The organism is Vibrio qinghaiensis, from assembly GCF_002257545.1.
GTDB lineage: Bacteria > Pseudomonadota > Gammaproteobacteria > Enterobacterales > Vibrionaceae > Vibrio > Vibrio ordalii.
Genome location: NZ_CP022741.1, coordinates 428,051 through 439,406 on the forward strand (window position 1 = coordinate 428,051; position 11,356 = coordinate 439,406).

Genomic DNA, 11,356 nt, shown 5'->3' on the forward strand with positions numbered 1-11,356 from the left:
TCCTTAATGGAAAAAGGTTATTAGTACAGGCGAACGCGACGTGCGTTTTCGCGAGCTAGCTTCTTAGCGTGACGCTTTTGAGCCGCTGCTTTAGCGCGTTTGCGAACGGTAGTTGGTTTTTCATAGTGCTCACGACGACGCACTTCAGAAAGGATACCTGCTTTTTCGCAAGAGCGCTTGAAACGACGTAATGCAACATCGAACGGTTCGTTTTCACGTACTTTAACTATTGGCATATGCCTTTCACCTCAGGGGTTATTCGTTAACGCTGATATTTTGAGGCTTAAACCACAAGATTTCTTGTCTGTTTGCTCGGTTATCAGCTTGATCAAAAATGGTGCGGAATTTTAATCCGATCGCAATAGCTTTGTAAAGCACTTTGTCGATTATAGTCTGTACAAAATTTGTTTACGGAGCCAAGGCGGGGTAACATGGCGGCCATTTCCAATTGTTGATGAAAGCGTGCTGAGAAAATTATGCGCATTATTGGTATTGAAACCTCGTGTGACGAGACTGGCATCGCCATTTATGACGAAGAGAAAGGCTTACTTTCTCATCAATTGTACAGCCAAGTAAAACTGCACGCCGATTACGGCGGTGTGGTGCCGGAGCTTGCTTCTAGAGACCATGTTAAAAAGACCATTCCACTGATAAAAGCAGCGATGGCTGAAGCGAATTTGACGCCTGCGGATATTGATGGCGTGGCTTACACCGCAGGTCCTGGTTTAGTGGGTGCGCTGCTTGTTGGCGCGACGATTGGCCGTAGTTTGGCTTATGCGTGGAATGTGCCAGCGGTGCCTGTTCACCATATGGAAGGGCACCTTTTAGCTCCGATGCTTGAAGATAATCCGCCTCCGTTTCCGTTTGTGGCCGTACTGGTTTCCGGTGGTCATTCCATGATGGTAGAGGTGAAAGGGATTGGTGAATATAAGATCCTCGGAGAGTCTATTGATGACGCGGCCGGTGAGGCGTTTGATAAAACCGCGAAGCTGATGGGGCTTGATTATCCTGGGGGTCCATTGTTGGCTCGTTTGGCTGAAAAAGGAACGCCAGGGCGTTTTAAGTTTCCGCGTCCGATGACGGATCGACCAGGGTTAGACATGAGTTTCTCTGGTTTAAAAACATTTACAGCCAATACGATTGCGGCCAATGATAATGATGAGCAAACCCGAGCGGATATTGCGTACGCCTTTCAAGAGGCGGTGTGTGGCACTTTAGTGATTAAGTGCAAACGCGCCCTTCAGCAAACTGGCATGAAACGCATTGTTATTGCCGGTGGCGTGAGTGCCAATAAACAGTTACGCGCTGAGCTTGGCGCACTGGCGAAAAAAATTGGTGGTGAAGTGTATTACCCGCGTACTGAGTTTTGTACCGACAACGGTGCAATGATTGCTTATGCGGGTATGCAGCGTTTAAAAAATGGTGAAACAGTCGATTTAGCGGTGCAGGCAACACCTCGCTGGCCGATTGATCAACTTAAACCCATTATTTAGCGGGTGTCGCAACGGTCTCTTTTTAGAGGCCGTTTTGTTCTTTGGTACTTCCGTTTCTGTGGCGTTCTGTATTGATTTTAATTAGCCATTGCTTACATTCTGCTCTGAGCTGTTATCGCTCATATCAATGCTACAATGCCAACCTACTTTACTAATATTGGATTCACAATGAAGACATTTGTTATTGATGATTGCCAGATGCGTTATTTGGATCAAGGGCAAGGTGAAGTGCTTGTTTTCGGTCACAGCTATCTGTGGGATAGCGCAATGTGGGCACCTCAGGTGGAAGCGTTGAGTCAACACTACCGCTGTATCGTGCCTGATTTATGGGCGCATGGTCAGTCAGATTTCGCACCGTCATCCATGAACACACTAAAAGATTATGCTCAGCATATTTTGGCTTTGATGGACCACTTATCGATTGAGCAGTTTTCTATCATTGGTCTTTCTGTAGGTGGAATGTGGGGGGCTGAGTTAGCCGTTCTTGCGCCTGCGCGCGTGAAATCATTAGTGATGATGGATACCTTTGTTGGTCTAGAGCCTGAAGTCAGCCATGCAAAATATTTTGCCATGCTCGATGCGATTGCGGCGATGCAGCAAGTGCCATCACCGATTGTTGATGCAGTTGTACCGATGTTTTTTGCAAAAGATGGCGAGCAGAAATCTCCGGCATTAGTGGCTGGATTCAAGCAACATTTATCGGCGCTTACTGGTCAACAAGCGGTGGAAGTGGCTCGGTTGGGGAAAATGATCTTCGGTCGTCGTGACATGATTGAAGAGGTGGAGCAATTGAGGTTGCCAGTGTTGATTGCAGCTGGCGCTGAAGATATGCCTCGTCCGCCTCTTGAGGCTTACTTAATGAATGATGCCATTCACGGCAGTGAGTTAGAGGTTATTGCTAATGCTGGACATATCAGTAACTTAGAGCAACCTGAATACGTTACCGCCATGTTGACCCGTTTCTTGAAAAAAGCGCTTAGCTAGTCTTCCCTTATTAGCGGGTCATGCTTAATCAAAAAAGGCTTCGTAAGAGGCCTTTTACTTATTCGTCATTGACGTTATTTGCAAGCGGGTTTATCCATCATCCAAGCTAGCTCAAGAACCAAGCGTTTTTTTCTCACCCACTTTCGGCTCTGTGCCAGCCAATAACCGTTTAATATTTTGGTGATGACGAAACACGATAAGGCAGCACAGCATTGCTACCGGTAAGGTATATTGCGGTTTGATCAACCAAGTGTAGAACGGAGCGAGCAGCACGGTAACCAAAGCCGCTAAGGATGAATAGCGAAATAAAAATGCAACGCTGACCCAAGTCAATATGATAAGTGCGGTGAGATCTAAACCGATCGGTGCGATTGCTCCCAGTGCTGTTGCAACACCTTTTCCGCCTTTAAAATGAAAGAAAATAGGGTACATATGGCCAAGGCAAGCGGCGATGGCGACTAGGCCCAATAGAATGGGATCAATCCCCAAATAGTAGCCGCCCCATACTGGAATGGTGCCTTTGAGCATGTCACACAGCAGTACCACGATGGCGGCTTTTTTTCCGCCAATGCGTAATACGTTAGTTGCACCGGGGTTATTTGAGCCCATATCGCGAGGATCGGGCAGGCGTAATAAACGGCAGATCAACACCGCACTTGAGATCGAACCCAGTAAATAGGCAGAAATGATCATTATCAGTGCGAGTGGTGTCATAAGTACCTCTGCAGTGGAAATGCCCTAAAGCAAGTTCACAAGCCATTGTTAACCATGATGAAAAGCAAAAAAATGTTTTGGATTTCGCATCTCGACTCAGTTTGGGTATATGATATCGCGATTAGGCAAAATAGTACGATTTTTTACGCAATTAGGGTATCCGACCTCTAGAGGAAGAGACGCAAAAATGGATAAAGTCTTTATTGAACAGCTGACGGTGATCACCACCATTGGCGTGTATGATTGGGAACAAGAGATCAAGCAGAAATTAGTGCTCGACATCGAAATGGCGCACGACAATCAACCCGCAGCTAAAAGTGATGATGTAAGTGATGCGTTAGACTACGCACAAGTGAGTCAAGCGGTGATCGCACATATTGAAAATGGTCGCTTTTTATTGGTAGAGCGTGTTGCAGAAGAAGTAGCAGAGCTTATCATGCAGCGCTTTTCTGTTCCTTGGGTCAAAATTCGTTTAGCCAAGCCTGGCGCGGTTGCACAGGCATCCAGTGTTGGCGTTATCATTGAACGAGGCCATGCATGACGACGGTCTATGTTGGCGTCGGTTCTAATATTGAAAGACGCAAACATATCGAAGCAGCTATCGAGGAATTGTCGACCATCGGAAATCAACTACAGATCTCGACCATTTACGAATGTGCATCGGTTGGGTTCAATAGTGCAGCCTTTTATAATTTAGTCGTTGCGCTGGAAACAAGGCTTTCGTTGAGTGATTTCGCGGCGCAACTTCGAGCGATTGAATCTCGATGGGGGCGCGACCCGCAGGCGAAAAAATTTCAAGATCGCACCTTAGATCTCGATATCATTTTGTTTGGAGAGCTTGTTTCCGCGCAAGATCCTGAATTGCCACGCAGTGATATCTTTAAATATCCATTTGTCATACAACCACTTTACGATTTGTCACCGGAACGGATCGTTCCCAATGATGGTCGTAGTGTGCGTCAAATATGGCAACAGGCGATCAACTTAGAATCGCTCAACCCTGTCAAACCTTGGTTCGACATTAATTAAGAGTTAATAATGAGTTATTTAGAAGCGTTTTTTTTGGCTTTGATTCAAGGCTTAACCGAATTTTTACCTATCTCCAGCTCCGCCCATTTGATTTTGCCTTCAGCCATTTTAGGCTGGGAAGATCAAGGTCTTGCCTTTGATGTGGCGGTGCATGTCGGCACATTAGCCGCTGTGGTTATCTATTTTAGGCAAGAAGTGGTGACTTTACTGCGCGCTTTTTTTGCCTCGATTTTTAAAGGCGAGCGCAGTAAAGAATCGAAACTGGCATGGATGATCGTACTAGCAACCATTCCTGCCTGTATTTTCGGCTTTTTTATGAAAGATATTGTTGAACTCTACCTACGCAGTGCTTGGGTGATAGCAACCACCACTATTATTTTTGGCCTATTACTGTGGTATGTCGATAAAAACGCGCCATTAGCGGATGATGAATATCAAGCTGATTGGAAAAAGTCGTTGATGATCGGTTTGGCACAAGCGGTTGCGGTGATCCCCGGTACCTCTCGCTCAGGAGCGACCATTACAGCGGCGTTGTACCTTGGTTTTACTCGTGAAGCGGCCGCGCGTTTTTCTTTCTTGATGTCGATTCCTATCATTGTTTTGGCGGGGGGCTATTTAGGGTTAAAGCTGGTGACCAGTGGCGAACCTGTGCATTTCGGTTTCTTAATGACGGGTATCCTGACCTCCTTTATCAGTGCTTATATTTGTATCCATTTCTTCTTAAAACTGATTTCTAAAATGGGTATGACTCCGTTTGTCATTTATCGTTTAATTCTGGGTGGCGGCTTATTTGCGTTCCTAATGATGAGTTAAATAAAGGCTTGTGATATAAATAGCCATCATTTTCGTGCTGTGTTAAAGCGTCACTTTTTTTAAACAGCACGCTTTGTTTATCGTTTACGTTCTCTTTCATAGTGAGCGTTTTGAATGGTTATAGATGTGATGCGACTTTTTGCGGTGACATTGGCGTTATTATTCGGTTTATTACAGTACGATTTGTGGCTCGGTAAAAATGGCATTGCTGATTATCGAACCATTGTCGATGAAATTGACCTGCAGCAACAAGTAAACGAAAACCTAACGCTACGAAATTCGGAAATGTTCGTCGAAATTGATGATTTACGACAAGGACTGGACGCGATTGAAGAGCGAGCGCGTCATGAATTAGGAATGATAAAAGAAGGTGAAACTTTCTATCGATTGGTCGGTGAGGATAGTCAATAAATGCCGCACAGTACGCTTTCTCTTACCGCGATTGTACCGGCTGCTGGTGTTGGCAGCCGAATGCAAGCGGATCGTCCGAAACAGTATTTAACCATACACAACAAAACCGTTCTCGAACACACAATAGCGACGCTGCTCGCGCACCCTAATATTGATCGCGTTGTTGTCGCCGTCAGTGACGATGATCCTTACTATTTTGCTCTGCCATTAGCCACTAATCCCAATGTTATTCGCGTCAGCGGTGGTCAAGAGCGAGCCGACTCGGTGCTCTCGGCGCTGCAATATGTTTTAGCTAATTCCCTAGGTGAATGGGTTCTCGTGCATGATGCAGCGCGGCCTTGTCTTACTTTTGCAGATATTGACCGATTGATTACGACGGCTAAAGAGCATCCGGTAGGTGCGATTTTAGCTGCACCTGTTCGAGACACAATGAAGCGTGCTGATGGCGAAAACAACATTGATCATACCGTTGATCGCGTCGCATTATGGCATGCACTCACCCCCCAGATGTTTAGAGCCAAGCCGCTTTTTGAGGCTTTGTCGGACGCGTTAGATCAGCAAGTCATCATCACCGATGAAGCATCCGCAATGGAGTGGCAAGGGTTACATCCAGCGTTGGTCGCTGGGCGAGCGGATAATCTCAAAATTACGCAACCCGAAGATCTCGCTTTAGCTGAGTTTTATTTAGGTCGTACTTCCTCACTAGCCGCAATAGGAAATAACCATGATTAGAATTGGCCACGGTTTTGATGTTCATAAATTTGGCGGTGAAGGCCCAGTCATCATTGGGGGAATTGCCGTTCCTTATGAGCAAGGCTTAATTGCTCATTCCGATGGTGATGTCGCCTTGCATGCTTTAAGTGATGCGCTGCTTGGCGCGATTGCCGCAGGTGATATTGGCCGCCATTTCCCCGATACCGATGATAAATGGAAAGGGGCAGATAGCCGTGAATTATTGAAAGATGTCTATCGCCGTGTGAAAGCGCAAGGCTACCGTTTAGGCAATGCCGACGTCACCATTATCGCGCAAGCGCCGAAGATGGCGCCGTATATTGAAGCGATGTGCGCTGCCATTGCGCAAGATCTTGAAACGACGCTAGATAATATTAACGTCAAAGCAACCACAACCGAGCGCCTTGGTTTCACTGGGCGCAAAGAAGGTATTGCTTGCGAAGCGGTTGTCTTATTGATCAAATGCACTACAGATTAAATGTACTACAGATTAAATGCACGGTTGATCAAAGCATAATATTGCCTTAATAAAACGACCCAGCAAATTGAAGAGGTAATGGCAATTCACTTGCCTCTCCTTCTATGTAAAAACACGTTATTGATGGACTTCCGCCAACGAATGGCACGCTCAGTAACGCGCAATAGCGGCTCATGCGTCGCTGTTTTTATTATTACCGCCAACTCGCGTCAGCGACGGATGAAAACATGTCAGATATATTATCTTCATTGGCTTACCTTTGTGGTAAACCAGCCGCTAAAGCCAAAATAAAAGCCAAGCCAGAGCACTTTAAAGTGATTGAAGACTTAGGATTCGAACTGGCAGGAAGTGGTGAACACTTAATGGTTCATATTCGTAAAACTGGTGAAAATACCAGTTTTGTGGTCAATGAATTGGCTAAAGCATGTGGTGTGAAATCAAAAGATGTGAGTTGGGCTGGTCTGAAAGATCGTCATGCGGTTACGCAGCAGTGGCTTAGTGTACATTTACCAAAAGGTGAGACGCCAGATTTCACCGAGTTTTTGGCTCAATATCCGAGCATCGAAATTCTGGAAACTACGCGTCACAATAAAAAGTTGCGCCCCGGAGATTTAGTCGGCAATCATTTTGAAATCACGCTTTCTGAAGTCACCGACACCGCCGAAGTCGTGACGCGATTAGAGCACATCGCCACGCACGGTGTGCCTAATTATTTTGGTAGCCAACGTTTTGGCAATCACGGCAATAACCTCAGTGAAGCGCGTCGCTGGGGAAAAGAGAACGTGCGTTCACGTAACCAAAATCAGCGCAGTTTGTATCTCTCGGCGGCCCGTTCGTGGATTTTCAACCAAATTGTCTCTGCCCGTATCGAGCAAGATAAGTTACACCAATTTATCGAAGGAGATATCGCACTTGAGGGAGAGAAAACGACCTTAGTCACCTTGGCGAATCTTACCGATCTCAATAACAAACTGGCATTGAATGAAGTGCAAATAAGTGCTGCTTTGGCGGGCGATAATGCACTACCGACGCAAGGCGAGGCTTTAGATTTAGAACAAGTTCACCTTGATGCTGAACCTGACTTGATGGCACTGATCCGCAGTAATCGTATGCGTCATGAGCGCCGGGCGCTGATGCTTAAGCCGCAGAATCTTTCTTGGACAGTTGAGCAAGACAATGTGACGTTACGTTTTGATTTAGATGCAGGAAGTTTTGCTACCTCAGTCATTCGTGAATTGGTTGAAGAGATAGCGGTTGAACGCGAGTTCTAAGGAAAAAACTCGATGAAGATTTTATTAAGCAATGATGATGGTGTATACGCGCAAGGTTTAAATACCCTAGCACGCGCGCTGGCTGATCTCGCCGAGATCGTGATTGTCGCGCCGGATCGTAATCGGTCAGGAGCCTCCAATTCGCTGACATTAGAGCAGCCGCTTCGTGTGGATCTCATTGCACCCAATACCTATTCAGTGCAAGGCACACCAACCGATTGTGTGCATTTTGCACTCAATGAACTGCTCAAAGATGATCTGCCTGATTTGGTGCTGACAGGCATCAATCATGGTGCGAATTTGGGCGATGACGTGCTCTATTCGGGCACGGTTGCGGCGGCGATGGAAGGGCATTTTCTTGGGGTGCAAGCGATCGCGTTTTCACTGGTCGGGACGGCTAATTTTACTACGGCAGCGCAGATAGCGCGCCAGTTGGTCGAACAGCATCTCAATGCCCCAATCCCAACCAATCGATTATTGAATGTGAACGTACCAGATCGTCCGTTTGAGGAGTTAGCGGGTATTCAAGTGACGCGTTTAGGTGCTCGCCATCACGCAGAAAGTATGATTAAGCAGAAAGATCCTCGTGGGCATGATATTTATTGGTTAGGTCCTCCGGGTAAAGAGCAAGATGCAGGGCAAGGGACTGATTTCTATGCGATTGAGCATGGCTATGTCTCCTTGACGCCGTTGCAGGTTGATCTCACGGCTCATGAGTCACTGCCAAGTATGGATAACTGGTTGAAGGAAAAAGGGTAATGGCCAATCCACATGCCGACAGATTAATTGAATTTCTGATCGCGAATGGTATCCAAGCTCAAACCGTTTTGGATGCCATTCATTGTTTGCCAAGAGAAAGCTTTGTTTCTCAGGCGATGATGCATCAAGCCTATGACAACAATGCCTTGCCGATAGGCCAAGGACAAACGATTTCACAACCTTACATTGTGGCAAAAATGACGCAGCTTTTAGAACTTGAGCCGCAGAGTAAGGTCTTAGAAATTGGCACTGGCTCGGGTTATCAAACCGCTGTGCTTGCCCAGTTGGTTGAGCACGTGTATTCGATTGAACGGATCAAGTCATTGCAGTGGGACGCGAAGCGTCGTTTAAAGCAACTTGATATTTATAACGTCTCGACTAAGCATGGTGATGGCTGGTTGGGCTGGGATGCTAAAGCCCCTTTTGATGCGATCATTGTTACGGCGGCGGCCGAATTTGTCCCAAATGCTCTGCTTGATCAGCTTGCGGAAGGTGGCCGCTTAGTGATCCCGGTTGGCAGTAGTGATCAGCAGTTATTGAAAATAGTTCGCCAAGGCGATGATTTTATTTCCCACATCATTGAGATGGTGCGTTTTGTCCCTTTAGTTGCCGGTGATTTAGCTTAGTGATGATGAGTAACCTAAGAAATAGAGTAATAATGGTGCTAATTAGTAGCGTCCTTATCGGATGTGCTGCTCATACTCCTGCACCCGTTTCTGGGCTCAATAAAGACTATAATGCCATTCCTCGTGGTAGTTATCGCGGCAGTTTTTACGAAGTGCAAAAAGGCGATACGCTCTATTTTATATCTTATGTCACAGATAAAAATGTAAACGACTTGATTCGTTTCAATAATTTAAAAAAACCTTACACCATTCATCCTGGTCAAAAACTCAAATTATGGATCCCCAATTACACGCCTCCTGCTTACGGTGGTACTGGTGTAACAGAAGTCATTGCGGCCGCAACCCCTGCTAGCACAATGGCTGGTCTAGTTCCTCCACCAATGGTTGTAAGCGGAGTGAGTAAAAACTCTAATCAAAATGGTGGATCCAATGCCGCAAGTTCCTCGACCAAAGTTGCAAAAAAAGATCCTCCTAAGGTAGTTGAACAATCGAAACCAAAAGAGTATGTTGATTCAAAAGGTAAACAAAATGTTAATGCTAATGTAACCTTTGCTAAACCAAAAGATGATAAAGTTTCAAAATGGTTATGGCCGACACAAGGGAGAATAATTAAAAATTTTTCAGCAGGCGATCAAGGAAATAAAGGGATCGACATCGCAGGACAGCGTGGTCAATCCATTTTATCAACTGCTGCAGGAACCGTTGTCTATTCGGGAAATGCATTAAGAGGTTATGGCAATCTTGTGATTGTAAAACATAATGATAACTACCTCAGTGCTTATGCTCATAACGATCGGTTACTGGTAAAAGAAGGACAAAGTGTTAAGGCTGGCCAAAAAATAGCAACCATGGGCAGCTCAGGAACCAGCAGTGTTCGTTTACACTTTGAAATTCGTTATCAAGGTAAGTCGGTGAATCCAAAACGCTACTTACCGTAAACATACTTGAAAGAGTCATGTAGCGACATTAGAAAGTAGTAATGTCTTGCTAGCTCGCCAGGGGGAGGCGCTATGAGTATCAGCAATGCAGTAACGAAAGTCGAAGAGTTTGAAGACCAAGAGATCATGGATTCGATTGAGGTTGATGAAGAACTCACCACCACTAAAAGCCAAAGCGATGACGATGTTCAAATCGAAGATGCCAAAGAAGGGTTTGATGCGTCAACAAAAAGCTTAGATGCAACACAGATGTATCTTAGCGAGATTGGTTTTTCTCCATTATTAACAGCTCAAGAAGAAGTACTTTATGCTCGTCGTTCACTGAGAGGCGATGAAGCTGCTCGTAAACGCATGATCGAAAGTAACTTACGTTTGGTCGTTAAAATTTCTCGCCGTTATGGTAATCGTGGCTTGGCTTTACTCGATCTAATTGAAGAGGGTAATTTAGGCTTGATCCGTGCGGTAGAAAAATTTGATCCAGAACGTGGCTTTAGATTCTCAACTTATGCTACTTGGTGGATCCGTCAAACCATTGAACGTGCATTAATGAACCAAACGCGCACTATCCGTTTGCCAATTCACGTCGTTAAAGAGTTGAATATCTACCTTCGCACGGCTCGCGAGCTATCGCAGAAGTTAGATCACGAACCTACCGCAGAAGAAATTGCGTTCCAACTGGATAAGCCAGTCGAAGATGTCAGTAAAATGCTGCGTCTGAACGAGCGTATCAGTTCTGTCGATACGCCGATTGGCGGCGATGGTGACAAAGCGCTACTCGATATCATCCCAGATGCGAACAACTCTGATCCTGAAATTTCTACGCAAGATGATGATATCCGCGAATCACTACTGAATTGGTTAGATGAACTGAACCCAAAACAAAAAGAGGTACTTGCACGCCGTTTTGGACTATTAGGTTATGAGCCGTCCACCTTAGAAGAAGTAGGGCGCGAAATTAACTTAACCCGTGAACGAGTTCGTCAAATTCAAGTGGAAGGCCTACGTCGTTTGAGAGAGATCTTGGTTAAACAAGGCTTGAACATGGAAGCGCTGTTTAATGTTGAATACGACTAAAGGTTGGTTCAACAAGAGCTTGATTGATAACGTT

At 45.6% G+C, this 11,356-nt stretch carries 15 protein-coding genes; 13 read left to right on the forward strand and 2 right to left on the reverse strand.

The window, feature by feature from the left end; genetic code table 11:
- Positions 1–20 precede the first annotated feature (20 nt).
- Positions 21–236, reverse strand: coding sequence for a 30S ribosomal protein S21 (rpsU, locus tag CCZ37_RS02140; protein ID WP_004396009.1), 216 nt, complete (start codon positions 234–236; stop codon positions 21–23).
- 240 nt (positions 237–476) lie between these two features.
- Between rpsU and tsaD the strand changes: the two genes are divergently transcribed.
- Complete coding sequence (gene tsaD / locus CCZ37_RS02145) at positions 477–1,493, forward strand: tRNA (adenosine(37)-N6)-threonylcarbamoyltransferase complex transferase subunit TsaD (protein WP_017043754.1); 1,017 nt, start codon at positions 477–479, stop codon at positions 1,491–1,493.
- 135 nt (positions 1,494–1,628) lie between these two features.
- Positions 1,629–2,477 (forward strand): alpha/beta fold hydrolase, encoded by an 849-nt coding sequence (locus CCZ37_RS02150; protein WP_013857724.1) that lies wholly within the window; start codon positions 1,629–1,631, stop codon positions 2,475–2,477.
- A gap of 111 nt (positions 2,478–2,588) precedes the next feature.
- Here the strand turns inward: CCZ37_RS02150 and plsY are convergent, their stop codons facing one another.
- On the reverse strand, positions 2,589–3,191 hold the full coding sequence (plsY, locus tag CCZ37_RS02155) for a glycerol-3-phosphate 1-O-acyltransferase PlsY (protein ID WP_094499635.1): 603 nt from the start codon (positions 3,189–3,191) through the stop codon (positions 2,589–2,591).
- Between the two features lie 187 nt (positions 3,192–3,378).
- On the opposite strand from plsY, the gene folB reads away from it, so the two are divergent.
- The 11 genes from folB (at position 3,379) to rpoS (ending at position 11,322) form a co-directional block, all read left to right on the forward strand.
- The gene (gene folB, locus CCZ37_RS02160) at positions 3,379–3,732 is read left to right on the forward strand and encodes a bifunctional dihydroneopterin aldolase/7,8-dihydroneopterin epimerase (protein WP_017043752.1); all 354 of its coding nucleotides are present in this window, start codon (positions 3,379–3,381) and stop codon (positions 3,730–3,732) included.
- Positions 3,729–4,220: a 2-amino-4-hydroxy-6-hydroxymethyldihydropteridine diphosphokinase gene (folK, locus tag CCZ37_RS02165; protein WP_094499636.1), complete on the forward strand. Its 492-nt coding sequence runs from the start codon at positions 3,729–3,731 to the stop codon at positions 4,218–4,220. The genes folB and folK overlap by 4 nt, the downstream gene beginning before the upstream one ends.
- Before the next feature lie 9 nt (positions 4,221–4,229).
- The gene (locus CCZ37_RS02170; RefSeq protein WP_094499637.1) at positions 4,230–5,033 is read left to right on the forward strand and encodes an undecaprenyl-diphosphate phosphatase; all 804 of its coding nucleotides are present in this window, start codon (positions 4,230–4,232) and stop codon (positions 5,031–5,033) included.
- 129 nt (positions 5,034–5,162) lie between these two features.
- Positions 5,163–5,444, forward strand: coding sequence for a cell division protein FtsB (gene ftsB, locus CCZ37_RS02175; RefSeq protein ID WP_064626116.1), 282 nt, complete (start codon positions 5,163–5,165; stop codon positions 5,442–5,444).
- Complete coding sequence (ispD, locus tag CCZ37_RS02180) at positions 5,445–6,176, forward strand: 2-C-methyl-D-erythritol 4-phosphate cytidylyltransferase (RefSeq protein WP_010320457.1); 732 nt, start codon at positions 5,445–5,447, stop codon at positions 6,174–6,176.
- Complete coding sequence (gene ispF, locus CCZ37_RS02185; RefSeq protein WP_013857718.1) at positions 6,169–6,654, forward strand: 2-C-methyl-D-erythritol 2,4-cyclodiphosphate synthase; 486 nt, start codon at positions 6,169–6,171, stop codon at positions 6,652–6,654. Before ispD ends, ispF begins: the two co-directional genes overlap by 8 nt.
- Positions 6,655–6,827: 173 nt before the next feature.
- The gene (gene truD, locus CCZ37_RS02190; RefSeq protein WP_017048938.1) at positions 6,828–7,925 is read left to right on the forward strand and encodes a tRNA pseudouridine(13) synthase TruD; all 1,098 of its coding nucleotides are present in this window, start codon (positions 6,828–6,830) and stop codon (positions 7,923–7,925) included.
- 12 nt (positions 7,926–7,937) lie between these two features.
- Positions 7,938–8,684, forward strand: a complete 747-nt coding sequence (gene surE, locus CCZ37_RS02195; protein ID WP_010320454.1) for a 5'/3'-nucleotidase SurE — start codon at positions 7,938–7,940, stop codon at positions 8,682–8,684.
- Positions 8,684–9,310, forward strand: a complete 627-nt coding sequence (locus CCZ37_RS02200; protein ID WP_094499638.1) for a protein-L-isoaspartate(D-aspartate) O-methyltransferase — start codon at positions 8,684–8,686, stop codon at positions 9,308–9,310. The genes surE and CCZ37_RS02200 overlap by 1 nt, the downstream gene beginning before the upstream one ends.
- A 5-nt stretch (positions 9,311–9,315) precedes the next feature.
- A complete protein-coding gene (gene nlpD, locus CCZ37_RS02205; protein ID WP_167372419.1) occupies positions 9,316–10,248 on the forward strand; it encodes a murein hydrolase activator NlpD in 933 nt (310 codons plus the stop codon).
- A 72-nt stretch (positions 10,249–10,320) separates the two neighbouring features.
- A complete protein-coding gene (gene rpoS, locus CCZ37_RS02210) occupies positions 10,321–11,322 on the forward strand; it encodes an RNA polymerase sigma factor RpoS (protein ID WP_017047531.1) in 1,002 nt (333 codons plus the stop codon).
- The last annotated feature ends 34 nt before the right edge of the window (positions 11,323–11,356 follow it).

What these genes read in the sequence shown, in the direction of transcription:
- tsaD (WP_017043754.1), top strand. Translation starts at nt 477, where the DNA reads ATGCGCATTATTGGTATTGAAACCTCGTGTGACGAGACTGGCATCGCC.
- folK (WP_094499636.1), top strand. Translation starts at nt 3,729, where the DNA reads ATGACGACGGTCTATGTTGGCGTCGGTTCTAATATTGAAAGACGCAAA.
- folB (WP_017043752.1), top strand. Translation starts at nt 3,379, where the DNA reads ATGGATAAAGTCTTTATTGAACAGCTGACGGTGATCACCACCATTGGC.
- rpsU (WP_004396009.1), bottom strand. Translation starts at nt 236, where the DNA reads ATGCCAATAGTTAAAGTACGTGAAAACGAACCGTTCGATGTTGCATTA.
- rpoS (WP_017047531.1), top strand. Translation starts at nt 10,321, where the DNA reads ATGAGTATCAGCAATGCAGTAACGAAAGTCGAAGAGTTTGAAGACCAA.
- CCZ37_RS02150 (WP_013857724.1), top strand. Translation starts at nt 1,629, where the DNA reads ATGCCAACCTACTTTACTAATATTGGATTCACAATGAAGACATTTGTT.
- surE (WP_010320454.1), top strand. Translation starts at nt 7,938, where the DNA reads ATGAAGATTTTATTAAGCAATGATGATGGTGTATACGCGCAAGGTTTA.
- nlpD (WP_167372419.1), top strand. Translation starts at nt 9,316, where the DNA reads ATGAGTAACCTAAGAAATAGAGTAATAATGGTGCTAATTAGTAGCGTC.
- plsY (WP_094499635.1), bottom strand. Translation starts at nt 3,191, where the DNA reads ATGACACCACTCGCACTGATAATGATCATTTCTGCCTATTTACTGGGT.
- truD (WP_017048938.1), top strand. Translation starts at nt 6,828, where the DNA reads ATGCGTCGCTGTTTTTATTATTACCGCCAACTCGCGTCAGCGACGGAT.
- ispF (WP_013857718.1), top strand. Translation starts at nt 6,169, where the DNA reads ATGATTAGAATTGGCCACGGTTTTGATGTTCATAAATTTGGCGGTGAA.
- ftsB (WP_064626116.1), top strand. Translation starts at nt 5,163, where the DNA reads ATGCGACTTTTTGCGGTGACATTGGCGTTATTATTCGGTTTATTACAG.
- ispD (WP_010320457.1), top strand. Translation starts at nt 5,445, where the DNA reads ATGCCGCACAGTACGCTTTCTCTTACCGCGATTGTACCGGCTGCTGGT.
- CCZ37_RS02170 (WP_094499637.1), top strand. Translation starts at nt 4,230, where the DNA reads ATGAGTTATTTAGAAGCGTTTTTTTTGGCTTTGATTCAAGGCTTAACC.
- CCZ37_RS02200 (WP_094499638.1), top strand. Translation starts at nt 8,684, where the DNA reads ATGGCCAATCCACATGCCGACAGATTAATTGAATTTCTGATCGCGAAT.